Here is a 25,742-nt window from a genome sequence, read left to right on the forward strand (position 1 = left end):
GGCGTTGGCACTCTCGTGGGTAGAGTGCCAACCGACACGGGCTGGCGCCCGACCCCCGCGACGGCGGGTGCCCGGATCCCGTGCCACAGCATCAGCAGCACGCACCACCATCCACCAGCCGTCCGACACCGAAGGGGGCGTCACCGACGTGACGACCGCTACCAAGGTCAGCATCAAGCCGCTGGAGGACCGGGTCGTGGTCCAGGCCAACGAGGCCGAGACCACCACCGCCTCCGGTCTGGTCATCCCGGACACCGCCAAGGAGAAGCCCCAGGAGGGCACCGTCGTCGCCGTCGGCCCCGGCCGCATCGACGACAACGGCAACCGCGTCCCGCTCGACGTGAACGTGGGCGACGTGGTCATCTACTCCAAGTACGGCGGCACCGAGGTCAAGTACAGCGGCGAGGAGTACCTCGTGCTCTCCGCTCGCGACCTGCTCGCCGTCGTGGAGAAGTGACCTCTCCTCAGCACTGAGCCCTAGCGCTCACCCGACCGCCCCGGCGACCCGAACACCGGGTCCCGGGGCGGTCGTCTTTCACTGCACTCCCTCTACGAGAGGTCCGGCATGGCCAAGATCATCAAGTTCAACGAGGACGCCCGGCGCTCCCTCGAGCGCGGCGTCGACAAGCTCGCCGACGCGGTCAAGGTGACCCTGGGCCCGCGCGGGCGCAACGTCGTCATCGACAAGAAGTTCGGCGCCCCGACGATCACCAACGACGGCGTGACCATCGCCCGCGAGATCGACCTCGACGACCCGTACGAGAACCTCGGCGCCCAGCTGGCGAAGAACGTCGCCACCAAGACCAACGACGTCGCCGGTGACGGCACGACGACCGCCACCGTGCTCGCCCAGGCCCTGGTGCACGAGGGCATGCGCAACGTCGCCGCCGGCGCCAACCCGATGGCGCTCGGCCGGGGCATGCGCGCCGCGGTCGACGCCGTGCACGCCGCACTCGACAAGGTGGCCATCCCGGTCGACGACCGCAAGGCCATCGCCGGGGTCGCCACCATCTCCGCCCAGGACCCCGAGGTCGGCGAGCTGATCGGCGAGGCGATGGAGCGGGTCGGCAAGGACGGTGTGATCACCGTCGAGGAGAGCAACACGATGTCCACCGACCTGGACGTCACCGAGGGTGTCCAGTTCGACAAGGGGTACCTCTCGCCGTACTTCGTCACCGACTCCGAGGCGATGGAGGCCGTCCTCGAGGACGCCCTCGTCCTGCTGGTCAGCGGCAAGGTCGGCGCGCTCGCCGACCTGCTGCCGCTGCTGGAGAAGGTGCTCTCGACCGGCGGCCGTCCGCTGCTGATCGTCGCCGAGGACGTCGAGGGTGAGGCGCTGTCGACCCTCGTCGTCAACTCCATCCGCAAGACCATCAAGGTCGTCGCGGTGAAGTCGCCCTTCTTCGGCGACCGGCGCAAGGCCTTCATGACCGACCTGGCGATCGTCACCGGCGGCCAGGTCGTCAGCGAGGACGTCGGTCTGTCGCTGGACTCCGTCGGCCTCGAGGTGCTCGGCACCGCCCGCCGGGTCACCGTCACCAAGGACGCGACGACGATCGTCGACGGCGGCGGTACATCCGAGGCCATCGGCGACCGCGTCGCGCAGATCCGCCGCGAGATCGACGCCACCGACTCCGACTGGGACCGCGAGAAGCTCCAGGAGCGCCTCGCCAAGCTGGCCGGCGGCATCGGGATCATCCGCGTCGGCGCGGCCACCGAGGTGGAGCTCAAGGAGCGCAAGCACCGCATCGAGGACGCCATCGCGGCCACCCGCGCGGCGGTCGAGGAGGGGGTCATCCCCGGCGGTGGCTCGGCGCTGGTGCACACCGCGTCCGCGATCGACGCCCTCGACCTCACCGGTGACGAGCTGACCGGCGCCCGCGCCGTGCGCTCGGCGCTGGACGCCCCGCTCGCGCGGATCGCGGAGAACGCCGGGTTCGAGGGTCGCGTCGTCGTCAGCAAGGTGCGCGACCTCGGCGACGGTCAGGGCTTCAACGCTGCCACCGGCGAGTTCGGCGACCTGGCCGCCCAGGGCGTCATCGACCCGGTCAAGGTGACGAAGGCCGCGCTCGGCAACGCCGCGTCCATCGCGGCGATGGTGCTGACCACCGACTCGGCGGTCGTGGAGAAGCCCGAGGAGGAGCACGAGCACGGCGGCGGGCACCACACCCACGGTCACTCGCACGGTGGGCACGGCCACTCGCACTGACCTCCTCACCGACGATCAGGTGACCTGAACATCACGGGTCCTCCCTCGTCGTCGACGATCCTGCTGGCCAATTCAGCGCGGCCTAGTGATCTTGGTTGGCGTGTTGTGTTGCCAGGTGGCCGGGGTTTGATGGTCCGGCGGCCGGTCTTCCCCCGTTCTCCCGGCCGTGGGGTGGTGCTGATGTGTGTGCAGCCGCAGTCATGGCCGGAGCCGGCACCGGAGGTGGCCGCCGCGGTGCGAGCGGCCTATCGGCGGCGGGAGTCGCCGTTGCCGGTGACGATTCGGGATCGGCTCGGTGAGTTGTTCCCGGACCGAGAGTTCACCGAGGCGTTCGGCGTGCGCGGCCGGCCGGGGTGGTCACCGGGTCGGCTGGCGCTGATCACGGTGTTGCAGATGGCTGAGAACCTGACCGATCGGCAGGCCGCCGAGGCGGTGCGGGACAAGATCTCGTGGAAGTACGCGTTGGGGCTGGGGCTGGATGAGGAGGGGTTCGACGCCTCGGTGCTGGCGGAGTTCCGAGCCCGGGTGCTCGCGCACAACCTGGAGCAGCGCGTGTTGGAGTTGCTGCTGGAGGTGTTGAAGGCCGAGGGGCTGGTGACCCCCCGCGGGCGTCAGCGCACCGACTCCACGCACGTGATCTCGGCGGTGCGCGACCTCAACCGGCTGGAGCTGGCCGGGGAGAGCGTGCGCGCGGCCGTCGAGGCGCTGGCGGCGGCGGCACCGGGCTGGTTGGCCGGCGTCGTGGACGTCGCCGACTGGGCGCACCGCTACGGCGCCCGGGTCGACAGCTGGCGGCTGCCGGCCTCCAAGGCCAAGCGGGCCGACCTGGCCGGCGACTTCGGCCGGGATGCGCTGAGGCTGCTGCGCGCGGTGTACGCCGAGCAGGCACCGGGCTGGCTGCGCGAGCTGCCCGCCGTGGATGTGCTGCGCCGGGTGCTGGTGCAGAACTATGTGCTCGGCACCGACACCAGCGGGCGGGAGGTGATCAGGATGCGGGAGGCGGCCGACGGTCTCCCGCCGGGCAGAGTGCGGATCAGCTCGCCGTATGACCCTGACGCCCGATGGGCGGCCAAGGGCGCAGACCTGATCTGGAACGGCTACAAGGTGCACCTGACCGAGACCTGCGACCCGCCAGCCCAGCACCCGGCCCAGCACCCGCCCGAGGAGACGGTCGGGCAGCGGCCGAACCTCATCGTCTCGGTGACCACCACCGACGCGTCGGTGCCGGACTCGGCGATGGTCGAGCCGATCCATGCCACGCTCGCGCAGCGGACTCTGCTGCCCGGCGAGCATCTGCTCGATTCCGGTTATCCCTCGGTCGCAGCAGTGCTCCAGACCGCCCGCCGGTGGGACGTCACGCTGGTCAGTCCGCTGCGCGCCGACCAGTCCCGGCAGGCCCGCGACGGGACCGGCTACGACCGAACCGCGTTCACCCTCGACTTCGACGCCCGGCAGGCCCGCTGCCCCCAGGGTCAGACCAGCACCTGGTGGACCCCGACCCGCGCCCAGCGCGGCACCGAAAAGATCAAGATTGGATTCACCGCCGACACCTGCCGCCCCTGCCCGGTCCGACAGCAGTGCACCCGTTCGACGCTGTCCCACGGGATCGGCCGCCAGCTCGCCGTGCCACCCCGCGAGGTCTACCAGGCCCAGCAGGCCGCCCGAGCCGAACAGAGCACCTTCGACTGGCGAACCCGCTACGCCGCCCGAGCCGGCATCGAGGGCACCATCGGTCAAGGCCTGGCGGTCACCAACCTGCGCTACGCCCGCTACCGCGGCCTGCCCAAAACCAGGCTGCAACACGTGTTCTCCGCCGTCGCGCTCAATCTGATCCGCCTGAGCGCCTACTGGAACGGACACCCTCTGGACCGAACCCGCACCAGCCACCTGACCCGCCTCGACCTCGCCCTGGCCGCCTGACGAATTGGCCAGCAGGATCGTCGACGGTGAGGGAGGACCCGCCACGGTGAGGTAGGACCTCCCGGCAACACGAAGAGGGCGGGTTCCGGAAGATCCGGAACCCGCCCTCTCGGCGTGTGTGTGGGTCTCAGACCCCGGCGGCGACGGCGGCGGGCTCCGCGGCGATCAGCCGGGTCCGCTCCTCCTCGCTCATGCCGCCCCAGACCCCGTACGGCTCGCGAACCGCGAGCGCATGCTTCAGACAGGCGTCGAGGACGGGGCACCGCGCACAGACAGCCTTCGCGGCGTTCTGCCGCCGAGCCCGGGCCGGGCCGCGTTCACCGTCGGGGTGGAAGAAGAGCGACGTGTTCTCGCCACGGCAGGCGCCGTGGAGCTGCCAGTCCCAGACCTCCGCGACCGGCGTCGGGAGTCTGCGAATGTCGGCCATGTCTCCTCCAGGGCTCGATGAGCCGGAGGGGGCTGTCCGGCTGCAAGGGGCCGGTGCCCTTGGCCCCGCATGGTCAAACACGTCGTGATCGCAACTTTTCGCCCGATGTTCTCCGTCACCGGCCCTCACCCCCCGGGGTGAGGGCCGCTGTCGTAGCCCGATCGTGTCGATCAAGGTGGGTTCTGGACGCGTCGGTTCCGGAGGTCGATCCATCCCGGAACCGAGCCGCGACCAGCGCAGGGGCAGTGGTTCCAGGGAAGGAGCCGCTACCCGCGCGACGCCGGCCGGGTGTCCCCCGGCCGGTTCGGGCCCGGTCGCGAGCCGTCCGGGGGGAGCGAGGAGCAAGGCGTGATCGACGACAGGATGCGTGGGCCGGTCAACGGCGCCACTGTCTGGGTGTACGACGAGCGCCGGCGGGTCCGGGACGACGTCGCCTCACGCCTGGTGGCACTGCCCTTCGTCGGCCGGGTCGAGGTGGTGGCCGACGCCGCCTCCCTCATGTCCCGGCTGGCCACCCGGTCGCCCGACGTGCTGATCGTCGGCACCCAGCGGGCCGTCGACACCGGGCTGAGCGCCGCCACCCAGGCGCTGCGTGCCCACCCCGGGCTGCCGGTGCTGGTCCTCGGTGCCCCCGACGACTCGGAGAGCGTCCGTGCCGCCGTCGCCTTCGGTGCCCGCGGCTACCTCCGTTGGGACGCCAGCCCCATCGAGATGGGCCTGGGCCTGTCCCGCGTGGGGCTGCGTGCCGACGGTGGCCGCATCCCGCAGCAGGTCGGCGCCGGGCACTCGAACGGTGTGCCCGCGTGGAGCGTCGCCGCTCCGCTGAACGGGTCGACGCCGACCACGGTGCGTTCCACCGTCCGGGAGGCCACGCCGCAGGCGAGCCTGTCGATGCGGGAGATGCAGGTGCTCACCGGCATGAGCCAGGGCAAGAGCAACGCCCAGATCGGCCGGGAGCTCTACCTGTCCGAGGACACGATCAAGACCCATGCGCGCCGGCTGTTCCGCAAGCTGGGCGCCAAGGACCGCGCCGAGGCCGTCGCGACGGGCTTCCGCCGCGGCATCATGACCTGAGCGGAGCGGCTTTCCTGCCGAGATGCGAATGAGGGCGGTTGTCCGATGCCGGATGACCGCCCTCGTACGCATCTCGGCGCCATGCGCGCCGCTCAGTCGTCGCGGGCGTGGCGGCCGCCGTGCCGGCCGGTCGGTTCCTCGTGCTCGGCGGTCGCCGCCACCCCGTCGGCGTAACCGCTGGCGTAGTCCCAGCTGACGTAGTCGTCGGGGTTCGGGTCGAACGGCGGCTCGTGCCGGCCGGTCTGCCCCTCGTCCAGCAGCTGGCGCAGGTTGGCCTGCATCAGCGCCCAGTCGACGTGGTGCTCCTCGTCGCAGTCGGGGCAGTCGACGACGATGCCCTTGATGCCCGTCGGCTCGAGCAGCGTGCGGAACACCTCGAGCTCGGCGAGGTCGTCGAGGACACCGGCACGCTCCTCCATGGTCAGCGGGGGCTGGCCCGCCGGGTCGAGGGGCCCGTAGTCGGGACCGGAGGCGTCGTCGAACGGAGTCACGCCTCCCACGGTAACGGCCGAGCACGCAGAACACCGCCCCTTCCGGCCGCCGCCTACGATCGGGTGTGGTCCTCCCGCGCCCGGCGAGGGCGCCGACCGCAGTTGGACCCGATCCGCGAAGGGTGGCCGCGCACATGCACGCCGACTCCGTGCCCGAGCTGCCGGCGAAGTTCGCCCCGCTCGGGCTGACCTACGACGACGTCCTGCTGATCCCGGGGGCGTCGGACATCGTGCCCACCGAGGTCGACACCAGCAGCCTGGTCACGCGTCGCATCCGGCTGGCCGTGCCGCTGCTCTCCAGCGCCATGGACACCGTCACCGAGGCCAGGATGGCGATCGCCATGGCGCGGGTCGGCGGCATGGGCGTCCTGCACCGGAACCTCTCCGCCGAGGAGCAGGCCGGTCACGCCGACCTCGTGAAGCGCTCCGAGGCCGGCATGGTCACCAACCCGGTCACCTGCTCGCCGGACAACACCCTCGCCGAGGTCGACGCGCTCTCGGCCCGCTACCGCATCTCCGGCGCCCCGGTCGTCGACGGCGACGGCGTCCTCGTCGGCATCGTGACCAACCGCGACATGCGCTTCGAGACCGACCAGAACCGCCTCGTGCGCGACGTGATGACGCCGATGCCGCTGGTGACCGCGCCGGTGGGCGTCGATGCCGACACCGCGCTGGCCCTGCTCCGCGAGCACAAGATCGAGAAGCTGCCCCTCGTCGACGCCTCCGGCCGCCTCCGCGGGCTGATCACGGTCAAGGACTTCGTCAAGCGCGATCAGTTCCCCGACGCCACCAAGGACGCCGACGGCCGACTGGTCGTCGGTGCCGCCCTGGGTGTCGGTGAGGACGCCTACAAGCGCGCCGGTCTCCTGGTCGAGGCCGGCGTGGACGTGCTCGTGGTCGACACCGCCCACGGCCACCAGCGCGCGGTCCTCGACATGGTCGCGCGGGTCAAGAAGGACTTCGGCGGCGAGAACGGCGTCGAGGTCGTCGGCGGGAACATCGCCACCCGCGCGGGTGCGCAGGCGCTCATCGACGCCGGGGCGGACGCGGTCAAGGTCGGCGTCGGCCCCGGCTCGATCTGCACGACCCGCGTGGTCGCCGGCGTCGGCGTCCCCCAGGTCAGTGCGATCCACGAGGCCTGGCTGGCGGCCGGCCCGGCCGGCGTCCCGGTCATCGCCGACGGCGGCCTGCAGTACTCCGGTGACATCGCCAAGGCGCTGGTCGCCGGCGCCGACACGGTCATGATCGGCGGACTGTTCGCCGGCGTCGAGGAGGCCCCGGGTGAGCTGGTCTTCATGAACGGCAAGCAGTACAAGACCTACCGCGGGATGGGCTCGCTGGGCGCGATGCAGAAGCGCGGCAACCAGTCGTTCAGCCGCGACCGCTACTTCGCCGACGACGTCCTCTCCGACGACAAGCTCGTCCCGGAGGGCATCGAGGGCCAGGTGCCCTACCGCGGGGCGCTCTCGGGCGTCGCCCACCAGCTCGTCGGTGGCCTGCGGGCCTCGATGGGCTACGCCGGTGCGGCCACGGTCGCCGACCTCAAGGAGCGCGGACAGCTGACCCGGATCACCTCGGCGGGGCTGGTGGAGAGCCACCCCCATGACATCCAGATGACCGTCGAAGCGCCGAACTACCGGGGCCGCTGACATGAGCGCACGCGACACCGTCGAGATCGGTCTCAACCGGTTCGCCCGGCGCGGTTACGACCTCGACGAGGTCTCGATCGTCCCGTCCCGGCGCACCCGCGACGTCGACGACGTCTCGACCGCCTGGCAGATCGACGCCTTCCGGTTCGGCATCCCGCTGGTCACCAGCCCGTCGGACGCCGTGGTCAGCCCGGCGACGGCGATCGCCGTCGGGCAGGCCGGTGGCCTGGGCGTGCTCAACGCCGAGGGCCTGTGGACCCGGTACGAGGACCCCGGGCCGGTCTACCGCAAGCTCCGGGACGCCGCGAGCGCGGGTGCCCCGCCGGTCGCGCTGCTCCAGGACGTCTACTGCGAGCCGGTGAAGCCGGAGCTGATCGGTGAGCGCATCCGCGAGATGCGCGACGCGGGGGTCACGACGGCGGTCCGCGTCTCCCCTCAGCACACCGAGCAGCTCGCGCCCGCCGCGCTGAAGGCCGGGGTCGACCTGCTGGTCATCCAGGGCACCATCGTCTCCGCCGAGCACGTGACGACGCACGGCGACGCCCTCAACCTCAAGCAGTTCATCGCCGACCTCGACGTCCCGGTGATCGTCGGCGGGGCCGCGAACTACACGACCGCCCTGCACCTGATGCGCACGGGAGCCGCCGGCGTCATCGTCGGCGTCGGTGCCGACAGCTTCTCCACCGGTGACGCCGTGATGGGCATCCGCGTGCCGCTCGCCAGCGCCATCGCCGACGCCGCGGCCGCCCGCCGCGACTACCTCGACGAGACCGGCGGCCGGTACGTCCACGTCATCGCCAACGGCCGGATCGAGACCAGCGGCGCGATCGCGAGGGCACTGGCCTGCGGAGCCGACGCCGTGCAGTTGGGGGAGTCGCTGCGGATCGCCGCGGAGGCGCCCGCCGGCGGCATCTGGTGGGACTCGGTGGCCGCCCACCCGCGGCTGCCGCGTGGCGGTACCTCCGCACCCGTCGGGCCGGTCGGCTCGCTGGAGCAGGTGCTGCTCGGCCCGGCGCAGACCTCCGACGGCCGCACCAACCTGTTCGGCGCCCTGGCCCGCACGATGGCCAAGACCGGCTACCGCGACCTCAAGGAGTTCCAGCGGGTCGACCTCGTCATCGGCGGCTACGACGCGGCCTCGCCCGGCGGCCAGGACTGATGGACTTCCCGACGGTCCTCGTCGTCGACTTCGGGGCCCAGTACGCGCAACTGATCGCCCGCCGGATCCGCGAGGCCGGCGTCTACTCGGAGATCGTGCCGGGCGACGTCCCGGCCGAGGAGATCGTCGCCCGCAAGCCGGCCGCGATCGTCCTGTCCGGCGGGCCGTCGAGCGTCTACGCCCCGGGTGCCCCGCAGGTCGACCCCACGCTGTTCGAGGCCGGCGTCCCGGCCTTCGGCATCTGCTACGGCTTCCAGGCGATGGCCCAGAGCCTCGGCGGAACGGTCGCGCACACCGGCGACCGCGAGTACGGCGGCACGCCCCTGACCGTCACCACCGAGGGCCGGCTGTTCGGCGCCCTCCCGGTCGAGCAGAACGTCTGGATGAGCCATGGGGACGCCGTCAGCGCGGCGCCCCCCGGCTTCACCGTCACCGCCACGTCGACCGGTGCGCCGGTGGCCGCGTTCGAGGACGTCGACCGCAAGCTCGCCGGCGTCCAGTTCCACCCCGAGGTCCGGCACACCGCGCACGGGCAGACGGTGCTCGAGCACTTCCTCTTCGGCATCGCGGGCCTCGAGCCCACCTGGACGATGGCCAACGTCGTCGAGGAGCAGGTCGAGCGCATCCGAGCCCAGGTCGGCGAGGGCCGGGCGCTCTGCGCGCTGTCGGGAGGCGTCGACTCCGCCGTCGCCGCGGCCCTGGTCCAGCGGGCCATCGGGAACCGACTGACCTGCGTCTACGTCGACCACGGGCTGATGCGCGAGGGCGAGACCGAGCAGATCGAGCGCGACTTCGTCGCCGTCACCGGGGTCGACCTGCGCGTGGTCGACGCCCGCGAGCAGTTCCTCGGTGCGCTGGCCGGGGTCTCCGACCCCGAGGAGAAGCGGAAGATCATCGGCCGGGAGTTCATCCGGGTCTTCGAGCAGGCCGCGCTCGACGTCGTCGGCGACGCCAAGGAGCACGGCGACTCCGTCGACTTCCTCGTGCAGGGGACGCTCTACCCCGACGTCGTCGAGTCCGGCGGCGGCAGTGGGACGGCGAACATCAAGAGCCACCACAACGTGGGCGGGCTGCCCGAGGACCTCCAGTTCACCCTCGTCGAGCCGCTGCGGACGCTGTTCAAGGACGAGGTCCGCGAGGTCGGTCTCCAACTGGGCCTGCCCGAGGCGATGGTGTGGCGGCAGCCGTTCCCCGGACCGGGGCTCGGCATCCGCATCGTCGGCGAGGTGACCCAGGAGCGCCTGGACATCCTCCGCAAGGCCGACGCGATCGTCCGGGCGGAGCTCACGGCGGCCAAGCTGGACCGCGAGATCTGGCAGTGCCCGGTCGTGCTGCTGGCCGACGTCCGGTCGGTCGGCGTCCAGGGTGACGGCCGCACCTACGGCCATCCGATCGTGCTGCGGCCGGTGTCCAGCGAGGACGCCATGACCGCGGACTGGACCCGGCTGCCCTACGACGTGCTCGCGAGGATCTCCACGCGGATCACCAACGAGGTGCCCGAGGTCAACCGGGTCACCCTCGACGTCACCAGCAAGCCGCCCGGCACCATCGAGTGGGAATAACAGAAGGACCCCTGGAAGGACCTCGCTGCCCCCCTCCGCTCGCAAGCTCGCGGCGGGACCCTGCACCGAGGCCGTCAGACCCCTCGCAGGCTCGCGGCGGGACCCGGGACGGGGCCTGACCCACGCCTCGCAAGCTCGGCGCGAACCCCCGCAGCGAGGCCGCTCCAGCACGTCACGTGGCGCGGTAGACCAGTCCACGGCCGTCGGGATCGCTCAGCGTCAGCCGGTCGCCGTCGACCGATACCTGGAAGCCGTCGCCGAGCACCGTCACCACGTGGCCGTCCTGCGCCGCGACGTCGGCCGGGCAGTCCTCGGTGCCGGCGCGGAGATCGGTCAGCCGCACCACGTCGCCCTCGATCCTGAAGCGGCCCGTCAGGTCGCGGCAGCCGGTGGAGCCGGTGGAGCCGGTCAGCGTCCCGTCGTCGGAGAGCTCGAGCGTCGCCGGCTCGCCCACGGTCGAGCTCGCCGTCTCGCCGTCCAGCAGGGTCTCGAGCGTCCACCGGGTACCCGTCAGTTCGCTCTCGGGCACCGGCGTCACCCGGGTGAACCGCAGCTCGACGCCGTCGCCGGTGAGCACGAGGGCCTCCCCGTCGGTCACCGCGGTGTCCACGGTGCCGAGGGCGGCCAGGTAGACGCGCTCGGCGGCCATCACGTCCGGCTCGCACCCCATCTCGGTGCCGCCCAGACCGTCGACCGAGAAGGACGTACCGCTGATCCGGTAGGACGAGAAGTAGTGGTTGCAGAATGAGACGCCGCCCGCCTCGCCGCCGTCGAGATCGAGGGTGGCGCGAGCCCCCGAGGGTTGCGGCAGTGCTGCGCCGTCCGCCGTCCCCCCGCTGAACTGCCACCGCCCCTCGACATCCCCCGCGCCCGCGCTCGCGCCCGAGCCGCAGGCGGCGAGCGCCAGCACGGCGACAAGGAGCAGCACGGAGCGGTGCACGTCAGCTCGACGCGCGGCGGGACCGTCCGGTTCCCACGGCGACGGCGTTGCCGGCGACGGTCCCGCCGCGAATGCGGTGCTGCCGCAGCCGTGCTGGGGTGAGGCGACCTGGTCGGCGAGCGGACGGAGCACCGAGTGACCACCTCGCCGTGGCCGCTCGTGCCCAGCCTGCTCGCGCTGGCCGGCATGGCGGTCGTCATCGTGCTCGCCGGCGTCCGGCTCACCCGCATCGCCGACACCCTCTCCGAGCGCACCGGGCTCGGTGACGCGGTCGGTGGAGCCCTCCTGCTCGGGGCGGTGACCTCGCTGCCCGGCAACGTCACGGTGCTGACCGGCGCGCTGGAGGGCGATCCCGGATTCGCCTTGAGCAACCCGATCGGCGGCATCGCGCTGCAGACGGTCTGGCTCGCCATCGCCGACCTGGTCTATCGCCGGGCGAACCTCGAGCATGCCGCGGCATCACTGGAGAACGTGCTGCAGTCGGTGATCCTGATGGCGATGCTGGCAGTACCCGTCATCGGCTACGCGACGCCGGAACTGCGGCTGGGCTGGATCCACCCGATCACGCTGCTGATCCCGCTGCTCTACGCCTACGGCCTGCGGCTGCTCCGCCGGATGCACGAGGAACCGATGTGGCGGCCCACCCGTACCGACGAGACGGCCGACGACGACACCGGTGAGAACGGGAACGGCGGGGACGCCGGGAACGGGGGAGGTGACGGGACGGACGACGCGGACGGCGCACCCTCCACGGCCCGGCTCTGGGCCGGACTCGCCGGCCTGGGCCTGGTCGTGGGTGTCGCCGGCTGGATCGTCGGCCAGGCCGGCCTGGGCGTGGTCGCGGCGACCGGACTGGACAGCGGGCTGGTCGGGTTCACGCTCACCACGGCCATCAGCTCGCTGCCCGAACTGGTCGTACTGGTCACGGCGGTCCGCATCGGCCAGCTGACCCTGGGCGTCGGCAACATCGTCGGCGGCAACGTCTACGACGTCCTGATGATCTCCCTGGCCGACGTCGCCTACCTGGAGGGTCCGATCTACCGCGACGCCGGCCCGACCAGCCTGGTGCTGCTGGGCGGCACCGTGCTGATGACGGCCGTCCTCACCGGTGGCCTGATCATGCGCGACCGCAAGTGGATCGGCTTCGAGGGGATCTCGATCCCGCTCATCTACCTGGGCACCGTCGCCCTCGTGTTCTCCAGCGACTGAGCCCCTCGACGGCGAGGGCCCGGGGAGCGGTTGCTCCCCGGGCCGTTCCGACGTCCGCGCCTCGTGCTCAGCCCCGGCGGCGCCGGGCCTTCTTCAGCTCCGACACCAGCAGCGCGACACCGCCACCGATCAGCAGGACCCAGACGAACCCGCCGTCCTCCCAGAACTCGAACGGCAGGTCGACGCCGGCCATCGAGACGACCGCCAGGGCGATGAACAGCAGCCCCGGGATCAGCGCACCCAGGTCGACCGGTCGCTTGCGCGGCTCGGGGGAGTCCTCGGTGGACAACGGGGTCACGGTCTGCCAGTCCTTCAACTGCTGCTCCTGCCAGGCGGTCGGCGTGGTGGGGAACTCGCTGTAGTCAGCCACGCCGCACCTCCACGTCCCCGAGACCGGCGTGGATGGTCAGGACGAACTCGGGTTCACCGTCGTCGGTCCACGAGCGGTCGCCGGTGCCGGGGAAGAAGCCCTCGGTCTCGGACCCGCGGTCGAAGACCTGGACGTCACCGAGGCCGTGGTCGATCTGCAGCCGCACGTCCGCCGGGCGGGGGACGACGACCTCCAGGTCGCCGACGCCGTGCTCGATGCGGGTCGTCACCGGGTCGCCGGAGATGCCCTGGTCCAGCCGGGTCAGGTCGACGGTCACGTCGCCCAGCCCGCCCCGGTAGACCTCGCGGACCTCCGCGACGGTGGCCGGCCGGTAGGTCCGGTCGCCCACGCCGGAGCCGGACACGTCCACCGTCGACACGGTGACCAGCGCCAGCGAGAGGACGACGCCGAGGGCGACGAGGCCACCGCGGGAGCTCCGGCCACGGGTGAAGGCGGCGGCCACGAGACCGAGGCCGACGACCAGGAGCGCGGTGCCGAGGAAGACCCGACCGCCGAGATCTGAGTCCGTGACGTTGTTCAGCAGGGTCAGGAAGCCCATCGCGATCAGCAGGCCGGCGATGGTCAGGCCCGGGACCGGCGACCGCGGTCCGGCCGGCTGCTTCGCCACCGCGGTGCCCGCCGGTGCGCCCGCGGTGGAGGGGGGCCCGGCAGGCATCAGCACCCAGAGCAGCAGGTAGACGATCACGCCGGTGCCGGCGGCGAGGGTCAGGGCGACGAAGCCGACCCGCCAGAGCAGCGCGTCGATGCCGCTGTACTCGGCCAGGCCGCCGTTGACACCACCGAGGATCTTGTCGGTGCGGCTGCGGCGCAGCTGCGGGCGGACCGGCTGCGGTCCCTCCGGTGGGGGCGGCGGCCAGGACGGCGGCTCCATCGGCGGCGGCAGGGGAGGGGGAGCTGCGGGAGGCGGTGCGGATGTCATGTCACAGAGCCTGCCGACCGGGCGGGCCGGAATCCATCAGGGAACGCCCCCATCCGACCCTGGATCGGCCGGGACTGCTCTTCCAGGGTGATCACCCGTGTCGGAGCGGGGGGCAGCGGTGCGACGATCGAGTACGTGACCACCACTGCGACCGGGGCGCTGCCCGGCACGACGGCCGCCCGGCCGCCGCTGGTGCGCCCACGGTCCGGGCGGCTGGTGGCAGGCGTCGCGGCGGGGACGGCCGCGCACCTGCGTCAGGACCCACTGGTGGTCCGGGTCGCCTTCGTCGTCCTGGCGAGCTTCGGCATCGGCGTCGTCATGTACGCGCTGCTGTGGCTGACCATGTCCGTGGCCGCGCCGGGGGAGGACCCGACCCCGGGCGCCGTGCAGCTGATGCGGCCCACCGGCCGCCGGCAGCTGATCACCCTGGTGCTGCTCGGGATCGCTGCCGTCACGGTCATCGGCCAGGTGGCCAGGCTCAGCAGTGGCGACCTGGTGCTGCCGCTGATCGTGGTCGCCGTCGGCATGACCGTCATCTGGCGGCAACTGGACAGCGACCGCACGCTCAACGTGCCCGGCGTCCGCTGGGCCCTCGCCGGGGGTGCCGCCCTGGCGGCGGGCGGCGTGATCCTGCTGCTGGCGACGACCGGACAGCTCGCCAACGCCCGCAACGGCTTCGCCGCCACCCTGGTCATCCTCACCGGCGTCGTCCTGGCGACGGCGCCGATCTGGCGGCGGCTGCTGGACTCCCGGGCCGAGGAGCGCACGGCGCGCATCCGGTCGGAGGAGCGGGCCGCCGTCGCCGCCCACCTGCACGACTCCGTGCTCCAGACGCTGGCGCTGATCCAGCGCCATGCCGAGGAGCCGCAGGCGGTCGGGCGGCTGGCCCGCAGCCAGGAACGGGAGCTGCGCGCCTGGCTGTACGACCCGCAGGTGGTCCGCGAGGGCGGTACCTGGGCCGGGCTGGTGGCGCAGATGGTGTCCGACGTGGAAGCCGACCACGCCCTGCTGGTGGAGCCGGTCGTCGTCGGGGACGCCCCGGTGGACGAGGCGCTCGCGAATCTGGGCTCGGCGACCCGCGAGGCGCTGGTCAACGCGGCCAAGCACTCCGGGGCCACGGCGGCCGACCTGTACACGGAGGTCACGCCCGACCGGGTGTCGGTCTACGTCCGCGACCGCGGCACGGGGTTCGATCCGGCGGAGGTGCCCGACGACCGCCGGGGGCTGCGCGACTCGGTCAGCGGCCGGCTGGCCCGGCTCGGGGGGACGGCCGTGGTGCGGTCCGCGCCCGGCGAGGGAACCGAGGTGGAGCTGGTGCTCCCGAGAGGAGCAACCCCATGATCTCCCCGCGCGTCTTCGTGGTCGACGACCACGCCATGGTCCGTGCCGGTGTGCGCGCCGAGCTGGGGGACGACGTCACGTTCGTCGGTGAGGGTGTCGACGTCCCCTCGGCCGTCGACGGCATCCGCGCCACGCGACCGGACGTCGTCCTGCTCGACGTGCACATGCCGGGCGGGGGTGGCCGGACGGTGCTGGAGACGCTGCGCACCGAGCTGCCCGACGTGAAGTGGCTCGCGCTCTCGGTGTCCGACGCCGCCGAGGACGTCATCGCGGTCATCCGGGCCGGCGCGAAGGGCTACGTCACCAAGACCATCTCCGGACCGGACCTGCTCGACGCCGTCCGCCGGGTGGCCGACGGCGACGTCGTCTTCAGCCCCCGGCTGGCCGGGTTCGTGCTGGACGCGTTCTCCGCCGGCGGGCCGTCGGCGCCGGAGCCGGAGGAGGAGGCGACCGACCCCGGGCTGGACCTGCTCAGCGCGCGTGAACGCGAGGTCATGCAGCTCCTGGCCCGTGGCTACACCTACCGCGAGATCGGCTCCCGGCTGTTCATCTCGGTGAAGACCGTCGAGTCCCACGCGTCGAACGTGCTGCGCAAGCTCCAGCTGTCCAACCGCAACGAGCTCACCCGCTGGGCGGCGACCAACCGCCTGCTCTGACCGGTCCGCCCCGGGCGCCCGCCGAGCGCCGACTCACGGTCACCCCCATGATGCTGAGGGCGGGGGTGAACCAGGTCACGCCCGCAGCCCCGTGAGGAGATGACGCCGATGCTGCGCACCTTGTCCCGCCCGCTGGTTGCCGGCGTGGAGCGTTATCTCCCCGGCGCCTTCGTCTTCGCGGTGGTCCTCACCGTCATCGTGGCCGTGCTCGCGCTCGTCTTCGGCGACGTCGGACCCGCGGAGCTGACGCGGGCCTGGGGCGACGGGCTGGCCGGCCTGCTGGCGTTCATGACGCAGGTGGCCCTCGTGCTCCTGCTGGGCTACACGCTGGCGCTGACCCGGCCGGTCAAGGCGGGCCTGATCCGCATCGCCGATCTGCCCAAGAGCCCCCGCGCGGCGTACGCGTTCGTCGCGTTCGTCTCCGCGGTGGCGTCGCTGATCAGCTTCGGGCTGGGGCTGGTGGTCGGTGGCGTCATCGCCCTCGAGGTGGGTCGCGCCGCTCGACGCCGGGGCACGAAGCTGCACTACCCGCTGCTCGTCGCCAGTGCCTACTCCGGCTTCGCCGTCTGGCACATGGGGTACAGCGCCACCGGTCCCCTCGCCGCCGCGACGCCCGGCAGCTTCGTCGAGGAGGCGATCGGCCGGACCATCCCGATCAGCGAGACGGTCTACTCGCCGTGGAACCTCATCGCGATCGTGGTCGCCGTCGCGGCGATCCTCGGGACCGTCGTCCTGATGGCCCCGAAGGGCAAGGACCGGATCATCGAGCTCCCCGAGCGGATGGGGGAGGAGGAGCCCGACGTCGCGCTGAAGGACCCGGAGACCCCCGCCGAGCGCATGGAGGCCTCCCGGCTGGTCACCCTGATCCCCGGCCTCGCGCTGCTGGCCTACCTGGGGGTCTACTTCGCGCAGGAGGGCTTCGATCTCACCCTCGACATCGTCAACTGGAGCTTCCTCGCCGCCATCCTGCTGATCGTGCGCAGTCCGGCAGAGCTCGCCGAGCTCGTGGGCGGGGCGGTGCGGACGGTCGGCGAGGTGCTGCTCCAGTACCCGCTCTACGCCGGGATCATCGGGATGATGACCGCCTCCGGGTTGGCGGCCCAACTCAGCGGCTGGTTCAGCGACATCTCCAGCCCCGGCACTCTGGGGCTGTGGGCCTTTCTCTCGGCCGGCCTGCTCAACATGTTCGTCCCGAGCGGCGGCGGGCAGTTCGCCGTCCAGGCGCCGATCTTCCTGAACGCTGCCGACTCGCTCGGGGTCGATCCGGCCGTCATCACGATGGCGATCGCCTACGGCGACCAGTGGACCAACATGATCCAGCCGTTCTGGGCGCTGCCGCTGCTCGCCGTCGCCGGGCTCGGGGTCCGGGACATCTTCGGGTTCACCGCGATCACCTGCCTGATCACCGGGATCGTGTTCGGCGGGACGATGCTCGTTCTCGGAGCCGGTTGAGCGGTCAGGCGGTGTGGACGACGTGGAAGGCCTCGGCGAGCCTGCCGTCGGCCAACCCGAAACGCTGCGCCGTCTGACCCATCCAACCCGTCACGAACTGCTCCAGCTCGGGCATGTGGCCGACCTGCGTCACGTGGCAGCGCAACGCGGCCATCTTGCGGTCGAGCACGTCGGTGACGTCCACGGGGTGGTCGGCCCGCGGGCTGGCGCCCAGCCACACCTCCGACACCGTCCAGGCCTCCAGCCCCTCCTCGTCCAGCAGCTCCGGGAACGCGAACGGATTGCGGGCGTCGGGGTAGACCGCGCGCATCGTCGCCTCGCCGACGGTCATGTGGTCGGGGTGGCTAGCGGCGACCCGCTCCCAGAACCGCTCCGGCGAGGTGGTCAGGACGCGCTGCGGCTTCACCTGCCGGATGACCCGGCTGATGTCCCGGCGCAGGTCGAGGGTCAGCTCCAGCCGCCCGTCGGGGTAGCCGAGGAAACGCACGTCGCTCACTCCGACCGCGGCTGCGGCGGCCTGCTGCTCGGCCCGCCGGAGGATCGGCATCTGCTCCCGAGGTGTCTCGTCGAAGCCGCCCGCGTCGCCGTCGGTCACGATGCAGTAGACGACCTCGGTGCCGGCCGACGTCCAGGTCGCGACGGTCCCCGCCGACCCGAAGTCCACGTCGTCGGGATGGGCGAGGACGCAGAGGACCCGCTCGACGTGCTCGGCCGGATTGCGGGGGAGGGGCGGGGTCACCCGCGCGAGCCTAGAAGTCGTTCGCGGCGGCGGAGAGGCCGGAGAGCTTGTCCGGGTTCCGCACGATGAGGACCTGCTCGACGACGCCGTCGGCCACGACCAGCGACATCGCCAGCAGCGGCTCCTCCCCGGCCCAGGCCACGATCCCGGGGGCGCCGTTGACCTCGGCGACCTCGACCCGCAGGCCGGGAAGGCTGAAGCCCTGCGTCGCGGTCGCGGCGACGAACCGGGCGACCTTCTCCGCACCCAGGATGGGGCGGAGCGCGGCCTTCGCCTTGCCGCCGCCGTCGCTGACCAGCACGACGTCCGGCGCGAGGACGGCCAGCAGCGCCGCCAGATCACCGGAGGCGCAGGCGGCGAAGAACCGCTCGGTCACCTCCCGCTGCGACTGCCGGTCGGTGTCGAAGCGAGGACGGCGGGCGCGCACGTGCTCGCGGGCGCGGTGGGCCATCTGGCGGACGGCGACCTCGGTGCGGCCCAGCGTGCCGGCCACCTCGGCCATCGACATGCCGAACACCTCGCGCAGCACGAAGACGGCCCGCTCCGTGGGGGAGAGCGTCTCCAGGACCACCAGCAGAGCCAGCGACACCTGCTCGCCGACCTCGGCGGCCTCCGTCGGGTCGACCGGTGCGGACCCGGAGGCGACCAGTCCCGCGCCGGTCAGGAGCGGTTCCGGCAGCCACGGACCGACGTAGCTCTCCCGCCTGCTGCGGGCCGAGGTCATCCGGTCCAGCGCGAGCCGAGTAGCGGTCTGCACGAGGTAGGCCCGCTCGTCCGCCACCTCGCTCCGGTCGGCCGCAGACCAGCGCAGCCACGCGTCCTGCACGACGTCCTCGGCGTCGGAGACGCTGCCGAGCATCTGGTAGGCCACCGAGAACAGCAGCCGCCGGTGGCGGTCGAACGGAGCGAGCGCCGAGGTCATGCCGGGCGGCCGGGGATCTCGCAGCGGTCCCTGAAGCCCTGGCTGGTCAGTCCGAGGGCGCTGTTGAACCGCGACCGGCTGTTCTCCACGGACACCATCATCGTGAGCTCGACCAGTTGGGCGTCGTCCAGCCGGCGACGCAGTGCAGCGACCATCTCGTCGGTGACCCCGACCGGCGTGGTGCTCATCGCCTCGGCGTAGGCCATCACCTGGCGCTCCAGGTCGGAGTAGACGTCGCTGTCGCGCCAGCGCGGGACGTCGCGGAGCTTGGCCGGGTCGACGCCGTCCTCGGCGCTCACCCAGTAGCCGAAGTCCATGCACCAGGAGCAGCCGATCGTGGCGGCCGAGGACATGACGGCCAGCGCCTTCAGCGTCGGGTCGAGGTGGTTCCACCGGGCGAGCGACTGCTCGTACCGGATGTAGGTGCGCAGGACGCGGCCGTTGTGCGCGATCGCCGCACCCGGGTCGAGAACCGTGCCGTAGGTGCGGCGCGAGTACCACTGGGTGAGCCGGTTGAGCAGCGTGCGGGGCGGGTCGAGGGGGATGCGGGCGTCGTCGGTCGCGGTCATGTCGGTTCCTCTCCATCGGGTGGGTGCACTCATGGAGACGGAACAGCGCAGCCGGATGTGACACGGCCGGGAGATCAGGGCCGGAGCCGGTCGGGTCCAGCCCCTGGCGACCCGACCGGCCCGGCGACCGGATGCACCCTCGGCCCCTCGGAGAGCGGCGAAGCGGTGGCGCCCGGTCCCCGGCAACATCCGGGCGCTCCGCGGGGTCACGGCGGACACGCCCGGTCGCGCCGGACGTCGGGATCAGCAGAGGCCGGGTGCGATACGTCGCACCCGGACGGGCGCACGGGCGCAGTGACGGGACGCGGGTGCAGATGCTGTCGCCCGGAACCTGGCGGCGACGTCGGCGGGCAGGCGGTGCCCGAACGGCGGCACGGGCATCGGTTCGTGCATCGGCCTCACGTCCTTCCGGTGGGCGGTGACCGGAGGAGGCGCGGGACGGGACGCCGGATACAGCGCCCGCCGCGAGAGGCCGGCGGGCACACTCTCGCGGTGGACACCTTCACCCTCTTCCTCGCGCTGCGTCCCGAACCACCGCTGGACCAGGCGGCCGTCGACGCGCTGGGTGGAGTACTGCGCCCCGGGGACGACGACCTGCGCGTGTGGCGCGAGGAGGGGCGCGGCCTCCTCCGGGTGTCGACGGAGACATCCGCCGAGGGGCTCGAGGCGGCGCTGGAGCTCGCGCACGGGCTGGGCGCCGAGGTGCTGGCGGAGTGCCCGGGGACGCTGCTCGAGGTCTCGGCCCTGGGGGACGAGGACTCCCTGGTCTGGCGCGCGGTCCCCTGACGGTCCCGCTGTACGGCCCCGTCCCGAGGCTCGCCCTGAACGTCGAAGGACGGGGACCTCGTTCAGAGCCGGCCGCGACCCTGACGGAGCAGCATCATGCCGAGCGCGGCGCCGTCGGCACCCAGCGCCGCCTCGAACCGCGCGAGCACCTGCTGCTCACGGGAGAGGTTGAGTCGCGTGCCGCCGCTGGCCGACCGCAGCGCGCCGATCTCCTGCGAGATGGCCAGCCGGCGCCGGACGAGCTCGATGATCTCGGCGTCGCACGCGTCGATCGCGGACCGCAGTTCGCCGATGCGCTCGATCTCGGTGCCGGTGACGGCGACGGGCGCGGAGGAGGCGGTGAGGGCGCTCATGGGATGTCCTTCGGGTGCTGGTGGCCCGTAGGTCCCCGGAAACGAGAAAACGCCCCGGGGCTCTTCGGGCCCGGGGCGTCTGTTGCGGCGGAGTGCTCAGCCAGCGGTGACGGACACCGGATCCCGGTGACCGTAGTAAAAGCTGACCGTGGCGAGCACGGACCGGAGTCTGCCACAGGTCCGACGCGATCGCCACGATCGGCTCGTGGGACGGGTGGGGTGGACGTGGACGGCGCCCGGGGAGTGTCCCCCGTCCGGCTTACAGTGATGTGGTCATGAACCCACCCCACGAAAACGCTCCGCTGGCGCTCCACGTCTCCGCGGGGACCCCGGGATGAGCGTCCAGGAGGCCCTGACCGGGCCGCAGCAGTCCCTGCCCGGAACCGAGGCCCTCCAGCGCACCGCCAAGGGCCCCGTCGGGCGCGAGCTCGAGCGGATGCTCGCCGGTCTCAACGGCCCACAGCGCCAGGCCGTCGTCCACGAGGGCGGGCCGCTGCTCATCGTGGCCGGCGCGGGCTCGGGGAAGACCCGGGTGCTCGCGCACCGGATCGCCTACCTGCTGGGTGCGCGCCACACCCAGCCCGGCGAGATCCTCGCGATCACGTTCACGAACAAGGCCGCCGGCGAGATGAAGGAGCGGGTGGCCCACCTCGTCGGGCCGCGCGCCCGCGCGATGTGGGTCTCGACGTTCCACTCCATGTGCGTGCGCATCCTCCGCGCCGAGGCCGCCAAGCTGGGCCTGAAATCGTCGTTCACGATCTACGACCAGGGCGACTCGGTCCGGCTGATGACGATGGTCGCCCGCGACCTCGACCTCGACGCCAAGCGCTACCCGGGCCGCAGCCTCGCCGCGCAGGTGTCCAACCTCAAGAACGAGCTGGTCGACGAGGAGGGCTACGTCCCGCAGACGGCGCCGGAGAAGGTGCTCGCGGAGGCCTACAAGCTCTACCAGCAGCGGCTGCGCCAGGCGCACGCCATGGATTTCGACGATCTGATCATGAACACCGTGCACCTGCTGCAGGCGTTCCCCGACGTCGCCGAGCACTACCGGCGCCGCTTCCGGCACGTGCTGGTCGACGAGTACCAAGACACGAACCACGCCCAGTACATGCTGGTCCGCGAGCTGGTGGGCGACGGCACGGGCCCGGTGCCCATGGCCGAGCTGTGCGTCGTCGGCGACGCCGACCAGTCGATCTACGCGTTCCGCGGCGCGACGATCCGCAACATCGACGAGTTCGAGCGCGACTACCCGCAGGCCACCACGATCCTGCTGGAGCAGAACTACCGCTCCACCCAGCGGATCCTGAAGGCCGCGAACCAGGTCATCTCGCGCAACACCGGTCGCCGTCCCAAGAACCTGTGGACCGACTCCGGCGACGGCGAGCTGATCGAGGGCTACGTCGCCGACAACGAGCACGACGAGGCCGCCTGGGTCGCCGAGCAGATCGACGCCCTGGTCGACGAGGGCGTGGCCCAGCCGAAGGACATCGCAGTCTTCTACCGGACCAACAACGCCTCCCGTGTCTTCGAGGAGGTCTTCATCCGGGTCGGCATGCCCTACAAGGTCGTCGGCGGGGTGCGCTTCTACGAGCGCAAGGAGGTCCGCGACGCGCTGGCCTACCTGAAGGTGGTCGCCAACCCGACCGACATCGTCAGCCTGCGCCGGGTCATCAACACCCCGAAGCGCGGCATCGGCGACCGGGCGGAGGCATGCATCGAGAACTTCGCCGACCGCGAGCGGATCCCGTTCGCCTCGGCGCTGCGCCGGTGTTCGGAGGTGGGTGAGCTCGCCACCCGCTCGCTGAAGTCGGTCCAGGAGTTCGTCGCGCTGCTGGAGGAGTTCGAGCAGCTGGTCGAGACCGGTTCGGGGCCCGCCGCGCTGCTGGAGAGCATCCTCGACCGCACCGGCTACCTCGCCGAGCTGCAGGCGAGCACCGACCCCCAGGACGAGGGGCGGGTCGACAACCTCAACGAGCTGATCTCGGTGGCCGCGGAGTTCGAGGCAGCCAACCCGAACGGGACGGTCACCGACTTCCTGGAGCAGGTGTCGCTGGTGGCCGACGCCGACCAGATCCCGGTCACCGGCGACGACGCCGGCGTCGTCACGATGATGACGCTGCACACGGCCAAGGGCCTGGAGTTCCCGGTCGTCTTCCTGACGGCGCTGGAGGACGGCGTCTTCCCGCACCTGCGCGCCCTGGGGGACCCGCGAGAGCTGGAGGAGGAGCGGCGGCTGGCCTACGTGGGCATCACCCGCGCCCAGCAGAGGCTGTTCCTCTCACGGGCCCAGGTGCGCACCAGCTGGGGGCAGCCGTCGTACAACCCGCCGTCCCGGTTCCTGGACGAGGTCCCGCCGGACACGGTGCACTGGGCCCGGCTCGAGCCGGCCCCGGCGTCGACCGGCTACTCGTCGGCCCAGTCGCGGGTCGCCGCGACCGGTCTGTCGACCGGTGGCCTGCGCGGTGGCGCGGGCAACCGGGCGGTCATCGCGGTGGACGTCGGCGACCGGGTCAGCCATGACGCGTTCGGCCTGGGCACCGTGGTCGAGGTGACCGGCGTGGGCGACAAGGCCCAGGCCACGGTCGACTTCGGCTCCGGCGGCACCAAGCGCCTGGTCCTCAGGTACGCCCCCCTCGTGAAGCTCTGACTCCCTGGCTCAGCCGTGCTCTAGGGGTTGTTCTCGCCCTTCGGGGACGATGCAGCGCTCCGAATGTGTGAAGAACACTCCCGAAGCCGCGCTCGAACGACCGTCAGATCTGCACGCCGCGCTCGGCGAGCCAGTCCTGCGGGTCGAGCGGGCGGCCGTCGATGTCGCCGCGGTGGATCTCGTAGTGCAGGTGCGGCCCGGTGGAGTAGCCCTCGTTGCCGACCTTCGCGATCTGGTCGCCGGCGTGCACGATGTCGCCGGCCCGGACGTCGTAGTACCGCATGTGCCCGTAGATGTGCACGTTGCCGTCGGCGTCCTGGATGTAGACGGCATTGCCGAAACCGGAGACGCGGCCGGCCTTGATGACCACGCCGTCGGCGGCCGAGTAGATCGGAGTGCCGAGCGGGGCGGCCAGGTCGAGGCCGTAGTGCATCTGGCCCCAGCGCATGCAGTAGCAGGTGGTGAGCCGGCCCTGGGTGGGGAGCACGGTCTTCGGGGCCCGCGCGGCGCGGGAGGCCGCGAGCTCGCCGAGCCGGGCCTGCGCCTCCGCTTCGGAGATGCTGCGGCGCACGCCGGCGTCGTCGATGCCCCCGCTCAGGGCGAGGTCGGCGGCGACGCCGAGGCCGTAGTCGGAGGCGGTGCCCGTCAGTTCGTCCGATGGTCCGGTGAGGCCGGGGACCGCCGCGAGGACGGCGCCGGCGATCAGGGCGGCGAGCCAGAGGTGGGCTCGGCGGCCGGGAGGGTGGGGGAGCCGCCGGGTCCGGGGGCGCGTGGCCGGCTCCGCGGTGACCGGCTCCGCGGTGACCGGCTCCGCGGCGGTGGCCGTCGGCCCCGCCGTGGAGACGGCGGCGGGCGCTGTCCGCGTGGCGTCGACGATGGGGGCGCCCAGGGAGGCGGTGTCGCGCTCGGTCCCGGGCCGCTCGAGGACCTGGGGTGCACTGCTGCGAGACATGGCGCACCTTCCCGGACGAGCGCTGCCCTGCCGAGCCGTGTGGCGGCCCGCCGGGGGAGCGGCGGTGGCTGAGGACGACCGGGTCCGGTCGTCCACCGGTGGTCACCGGCGCCGTGATCGAACCGTAACGATGTGTCATGGCACGGCAAAGCACCGCACGGCACGTGTCGCGTTGTGTGCGCGGTGTGATGAGGCTCGGACGGCAGGACGGCAGGACGGCAGGACGGCAGGACGGCAGGACGGCAGGACGGCAGGACGCTGGCACGCGGGTACGACGGAACCGGCATGACCGCGGCCGCGCCTACGGCGACGCGCCCGGGAACGGCTCAGGCGACGGCGGTGCGGCCGACCGCCGGCCGGTCCGTGGCCTCGCGACGGCCGGCCAGCGTCGCGGCGACCTCGTCGACCACCTGCCGGTGCCGGGGCAGGCTCATGTGCCCTACTCCCCGGACCAGGACGTTACGGGCGGCGAGATCGGGGTGGTCGCACCGGCCCGACCGCGTCGGCAGTACCACCTGGTCGAGATCGCTGTAGATCGCCGTGACCGTGGTCCGGCAGGCAGGGGCGGGCTCGGCGAGCTCCCGCAGCACCGGTGATCCCGGCCGGAGCTGGCGGATCAGCGGGGTGGGGACGACGTGGGCGAGGACCGAACCCTGGTGCGGGGTCCCGAGGGTCACCAGCGACTCGACCCGACGGTCCCCGCCCTGGCGCTGCACGTGGTAGCGGGCGATCAGTCCCCCGAGGCTGTGCCCGACGACGTGCACCCGGTCGTAGCCGGTCTGCTCGCAGAGGCGCTCGATGTGCGCGCCGAGATCGGCCGCTCCGCGGGCGACGTCGGTGAGGAGCGGGCTGTAGTTCCAGGTGCAGACGTGGGCGAACCCGCGCCGGCGCAGGCTGCGCTGCATCACGGAGAAGACCGACCGGTTGTCCACCAGGCCGTGCACGAGCAGTACCGGGATGCGGGCGGCCAGCGGATCGGCGGCGAAGAGCGCCCGCACCGTGGGTGGTTGCTGCCCCGGGCGGTTGCGCGGGTCGGGCCGCAGTGCCGGTACCCGCGTGCCGAGGGGATACATGAGCACGTGGGCGCCGACCCAGGCGAGTTCGGTGAGGCCGCCGGTCAGCGTGGCGGGGCTGCACAGGGCGCGCAGCGTGCCCCCTGGCGTGCCGACGGGTGCCGGTCCGGTGTGCGACTCTGGGTGGCGCTCCGGACCACTCGTTGCACGCATGACCGATCTCCCCGACTGTCCTCCACCGGCATCGGCGCGGTTCGGCCTCGCTGGTCCGTGGATATGTGTCCGTCGATTTCACGGTAATGCGCTCGTGTGATGCGCATCACACACGACTCTCCGGATCGTCGGCGGATCGAGTCCGGTTC

24 protein-coding genes are annotated in these 25,742 nt (G+C 72.2%); 13 read left to right on the forward strand and 11 right to left on the reverse strand.

All coding sequences use genetic code 11. The features are described 5' to 3' along the window. Positions 1–148: 148 nt before the first annotated feature. The 3 genes from groES (at position 149) to FHU33_RS03820 (ending at position 4,129) form a co-directional block, all read left to right on the forward strand. Positions 149–457: a co-chaperone GroES gene (groES, locus tag FHU33_RS03810; protein WP_092194970.1), complete on the forward strand. Its 309-nt coding sequence runs from the start codon at positions 149–151 to the stop codon at positions 455–457. A 108-nt stretch (positions 458–565) separates the two neighbouring features. Further along, complete coding sequence (gene groL, locus FHU33_RS03815; protein WP_142024160.1) at positions 566–2,209, forward strand: chaperonin GroEL; 1,644 nt, start codon at positions 566–568, stop codon at positions 2,207–2,209. A 180-nt stretch (positions 2,210–2,389) separates the two neighbouring features. Continuing rightward, complete coding sequence (locus tag FHU33_RS03820) at positions 2,390–4,129, forward strand: IS1182 family transposase (RefSeq protein ID WP_142024161.1); 1,740 nt, start codon at positions 2,390–2,392, stop codon at positions 4,127–4,129. Between the two features lie 127 nt (positions 4,130–4,256). On the opposite strand, the gene FHU33_RS03825 is transcribed toward FHU33_RS03820, so the two are convergent. After that, positions 4,257–4,556, reverse strand: a complete 300-nt coding sequence (locus FHU33_RS03825; RefSeq protein WP_142024162.1) for a WhiB family transcriptional regulator — start codon at positions 4,554–4,556, stop codon at positions 4,257–4,259. A gap of 348 nt (positions 4,557–4,904) precedes the next feature. On the opposite strand from FHU33_RS03825, the gene FHU33_RS03830 reads away from it, so the two are divergent. Further along, positions 4,905–5,630 (forward strand): response regulator transcription factor, encoded by a 726-nt coding sequence (locus FHU33_RS03830; RefSeq protein WP_142024163.1) that lies wholly within the window; start codon positions 4,905–4,907, stop codon positions 5,628–5,630. 92 nt (positions 5,631–5,722) lie between these two features. Here the strand turns inward: FHU33_RS03830 and FHU33_RS03835 are convergent, their stop codons facing one another. After that, positions 5,723–6,121 carry a DUF5319 family protein gene (locus FHU33_RS03835; protein ID WP_142024164.1) on the reverse strand — a complete coding sequence of 133 codons (399 nt, stop codon included), beginning with the start codon at positions 6,119–6,121 and terminating at the stop codon, positions 5,723–5,725. A gap of 134 nt (positions 6,122–6,255) precedes the next feature. Here FHU33_RS03835 and guaB point away from each other — a divergent pair, with 134 nt between their 5' ends. The 3 genes from guaB to guaA are packed head-to-tail and all read left to right on the forward strand — an operon-like array spanning position 6,256 to position 10,491. Next, positions 6,256–7,770, forward strand: a complete 1,515-nt coding sequence (gene guaB / locus FHU33_RS03840) for an IMP dehydrogenase (RefSeq protein ID WP_142024165.1) — start codon at positions 6,256–6,258, stop codon at positions 7,768–7,770. Position 7,771: 1 nt separating this feature from the next. Further along, positions 7,772–8,929 carry a GuaB3 family IMP dehydrogenase-related protein gene (locus tag FHU33_RS03845; RefSeq protein WP_142024166.1) on the forward strand — a complete coding sequence of 386 codons (1,158 nt, stop codon included), beginning with the start codon at positions 7,772–7,774 and terminating at the stop codon, positions 8,927–8,929. Further along, positions 8,929–10,491 (forward strand): glutamine-hydrolyzing GMP synthase, encoded by a 1,563-nt coding sequence (guaA, locus tag FHU33_RS03850; RefSeq protein WP_142024167.1) that lies wholly within the window; start codon positions 8,929–8,931, stop codon positions 10,489–10,491. The genes FHU33_RS03845 and guaA overlap by 1 nt, the downstream gene beginning before the upstream one ends. 172 nt (positions 10,492–10,663) lie before the next feature. On the opposite strand, the gene FHU33_RS03855 is transcribed toward guaA, so the two are convergent. Next, a complete protein-coding gene (locus FHU33_RS03855; protein ID WP_170182308.1) occupies positions 10,664–11,431 on the reverse strand; it encodes an META domain-containing protein in 768 nt (255 codons plus the stop codon). Between the two features lie 135 nt (positions 11,432–11,566). On the opposite strand from FHU33_RS03855, the gene FHU33_RS03860 reads away from it, so the two are divergent. Then, positions 11,567–12,640 (forward strand): sodium:calcium antiporter, encoded by a 1,074-nt coding sequence (locus FHU33_RS03860; RefSeq protein WP_246063246.1) that lies wholly within the window; start codon positions 11,567–11,569, stop codon positions 12,638–12,640. 67 nt (positions 12,641–12,707) lie between these two features. On the opposite strand, the gene FHU33_RS03865 is transcribed toward FHU33_RS03860, so the two are convergent. After that, positions 12,708–13,010 carry a hypothetical protein gene (locus FHU33_RS03865; protein ID WP_142024169.1) on the reverse strand — a complete coding sequence of 101 codons (303 nt, stop codon included), beginning with the start codon at positions 13,008–13,010 and terminating at the stop codon, positions 12,708–12,710. Continuing rightward, entirely contained in the window at positions 13,003–13,950 is a 948-nt protein-coding gene (locus FHU33_RS03870; RefSeq protein ID WP_142024170.1) for a PspC domain-containing protein, read from the reverse strand. The genes FHU33_RS03865 and FHU33_RS03870 overlap by 8 nt, the downstream gene beginning before the upstream one ends. Positions 13,951–14,085: 135 nt before the next feature. Here FHU33_RS03870 and FHU33_RS03875 point away from each other — a divergent pair, with 135 nt between their 5' ends. The 3 genes from FHU33_RS03875 (at position 14,086) to FHU33_RS03885 (ending at position 17,399) form a co-directional block, all read left to right on the forward strand. Beyond that, positions 14,086–15,291: an ATP-binding protein gene (locus FHU33_RS03875; RefSeq protein ID WP_246063247.1), complete on the forward strand. Its 1,206-nt coding sequence runs from the start codon at positions 14,086–14,088 to the stop codon at positions 15,289–15,291. Then, a complete protein-coding gene (locus FHU33_RS03880) occupies positions 15,288–15,947 on the forward strand; it encodes a response regulator (protein WP_211354994.1) in 660 nt (219 codons plus the stop codon). Before FHU33_RS03875 ends, FHU33_RS03880 begins: the two co-directional genes overlap by 4 nt. Positions 15,948–16,055: 108 nt before the next feature. After that, the gene (locus FHU33_RS03885) at positions 16,056–17,399 is read left to right on the forward strand and encodes a short-chain fatty acid transporter (RefSeq protein WP_142024171.1); all 1,344 of its coding nucleotides are present in this window, start codon (positions 16,056–16,058) and stop codon (positions 17,397–17,399) included. A gap of 4 nt (positions 17,400–17,403) precedes the next feature. Here the strand turns inward: FHU33_RS03885 and FHU33_RS03890 are convergent, their stop codons facing one another. Genes FHU33_RS03890 through FHU33_RS03900 form a run of 3 tightly spaced genes read right to left on the reverse strand, consistent with a single transcriptional unit; the run spans position 17,404 to position 19,629 of the window. Further along, on the reverse strand, positions 17,404–18,138 hold the full coding sequence (locus FHU33_RS03890) for a PIG-L deacetylase family protein (RefSeq protein WP_142024172.1): 735 nt from the start codon (positions 18,136–18,138) through the stop codon (positions 17,404–17,406). Positions 18,139–18,148: 10 nt separating this feature from the next. Continuing rightward, a complete protein-coding gene (sigJ, locus tag FHU33_RS03895; RefSeq protein ID WP_142024173.1) occupies positions 18,149–19,060 on the reverse strand; it encodes an RNA polymerase sigma factor SigJ in 912 nt (303 codons plus the stop codon). Further along, on the reverse strand, positions 19,057–19,629 hold the full coding sequence (locus tag FHU33_RS03900; protein ID WP_142024174.1) for a carboxymuconolactone decarboxylase family protein: 573 nt from the start codon (positions 19,627–19,629) through the stop codon (positions 19,057–19,059). Before FHU33_RS03900 ends, sigJ begins: the two co-directional genes overlap by 4 nt. Before the next feature lie 492 nt (positions 19,630–20,121). Here FHU33_RS03900 and FHU33_RS03905 point away from each other — a divergent pair, with 492 nt between their 5' ends. Beyond that, entirely contained in the window at positions 20,122–20,415 is a 294-nt protein-coding gene (locus FHU33_RS03905; RefSeq protein WP_142024175.1) for a hypothetical protein, read from the forward strand. A 62-nt stretch (positions 20,416–20,477) separates the two neighbouring features. On the opposite strand, the gene FHU33_RS03910 is transcribed toward FHU33_RS03905, so the two are convergent. Then, entirely contained in the window at positions 20,478–20,768 is a 291-nt protein-coding gene (locus FHU33_RS03910; RefSeq protein ID WP_142024176.1) for a chorismate mutase, read from the reverse strand. A 334-nt stretch (positions 20,769–21,102) separates the two neighbouring features. Here FHU33_RS03910 and pcrA point away from each other — a divergent pair, with 334 nt between their 5' ends. Further along, positions 21,103–23,415, forward strand: coding sequence for a DNA helicase PcrA (pcrA, locus tag FHU33_RS03915; RefSeq protein ID WP_246063248.1), 2,313 nt, complete (start codon positions 21,103–21,105; stop codon positions 23,413–23,415). Positions 23,416–23,518: 103 nt separating this feature from the next. Here pcrA and FHU33_RS03920 read toward each other — a convergent pair whose 3' ends face one another. Continuing rightward, the gene (locus tag FHU33_RS03920) at positions 23,519–24,367 is read right to left on the reverse strand and encodes a M23 family metallopeptidase (RefSeq protein ID WP_142024177.1); all 849 of its coding nucleotides are present in this window, start codon (positions 24,365–24,367) and stop codon (positions 23,519–23,521) included. 326 nt (positions 24,368–24,693) lie between these two features. Continuing rightward, a complete protein-coding gene (locus tag FHU33_RS03925) occupies positions 24,694–25,593 on the reverse strand; it encodes an esterase/lipase family protein (protein WP_142024178.1) in 900 nt (299 codons plus the stop codon). Positions 25,594–25,742: the final 149 nt, after the last annotated feature.

The organism is Blastococcus colisei (genome assembly GCF_006717095.1).
Lineage (GTDB): Bacteria > Actinomycetota > Actinomycetes > Mycobacteriales > Geodermatophilaceae > Blastococcus_B > Blastococcus_B colisei.

What these genes read in the sequence shown, in the direction of transcription:
- FHU33_RS03910 (WP_142024176.1), bottom strand. Translation starts at nt 20,768, where the DNA reads ATGAGCGCCCTCACCGCCTCCTCCGCGCCCGTCGCCGTCACCGGCACC.
- FHU33_RS03920 (WP_142024177.1), bottom strand. Translation starts at nt 24,367, where the DNA reads ATGTCTCGCAGCAGTGCACCCCAGGTCCTCGAGCGGCCCGGGACCGAG.
- FHU33_RS03885 (WP_142024171.1), top strand. Translation starts at nt 16,056, where the DNA reads ATGCTGCGCACCTTGTCCCGCCCGCTGGTTGCCGGCGTGGAGCGTTAT.
- groL (WP_142024160.1), top strand. Translation starts at nt 566, where the DNA reads ATGGCCAAGATCATCAAGTTCAACGAGGACGCCCGGCGCTCCCTCGAG.
- guaB (WP_142024165.1), top strand. Translation starts at nt 6,256, where the DNA reads ATGCACGCCGACTCCGTGCCCGAGCTGCCGGCGAAGTTCGCCCCGCTC.
- FHU33_RS03825 (WP_142024162.1), bottom strand. Translation starts at nt 4,556, where the DNA reads ATGGCCGACATTCGCAGACTCCCGACGCCGGTCGCGGAGGTCTGGGAC.
- guaA (WP_142024167.1), top strand. Translation starts at nt 8,929, where the DNA reads ATGGACTTCCCGACGGTCCTCGTCGTCGACTTCGGGGCCCAGTACGCG.
- FHU33_RS03870 (WP_142024170.1), bottom strand. Translation starts at nt 13,950, where the DNA reads ATGACATCCGCACCGCCTCCCGCAGCTCCCCCTCCCCTGCCGCCGCCG.
- FHU33_RS03900 (WP_142024174.1), bottom strand. Translation starts at nt 19,629, where the DNA reads ATGACCGCGACCGACGACGCCCGCATCCCCCTCGACCCGCCCCGCACG.
- FHU33_RS03880 (WP_211354994.1), top strand. Translation starts at nt 15,288, where the DNA reads ATGATCTCCCCGCGCGTCTTCGTGGTCGACGACCACGCCATGGTCCGT.
- FHU33_RS03820 (WP_142024161.1), top strand. Translation starts at nt 2,390, where the DNA reads ATGTGTGTGCAGCCGCAGTCATGGCCGGAGCCGGCACCGGAGGTGGCC.
- pcrA (WP_246063248.1), top strand. Translation starts at nt 21,103, where the DNA reads ATGAGCGTCCAGGAGGCCCTGACCGGGCCGCAGCAGTCCCTGCCCGGA.
- sigJ (WP_142024173.1), bottom strand. Translation starts at nt 19,060, where the DNA reads ATGACCTCGGCGCTCGCTCCGTTCGACCGCCACCGGCGGCTGCTGTTC.
- FHU33_RS03925 (WP_142024178.1), bottom strand. Translation starts at nt 25,593, where the DNA reads ATGCGTGCAACGAGTGGTCCGGAGCGCCACCCAGAGTCGCACACCGGA.
- FHU33_RS03845 (WP_142024166.1), top strand. Translation starts at nt 7,772, where the DNA reads ATGAGCGCACGCGACACCGTCGAGATCGGTCTCAACCGGTTCGCCCGG.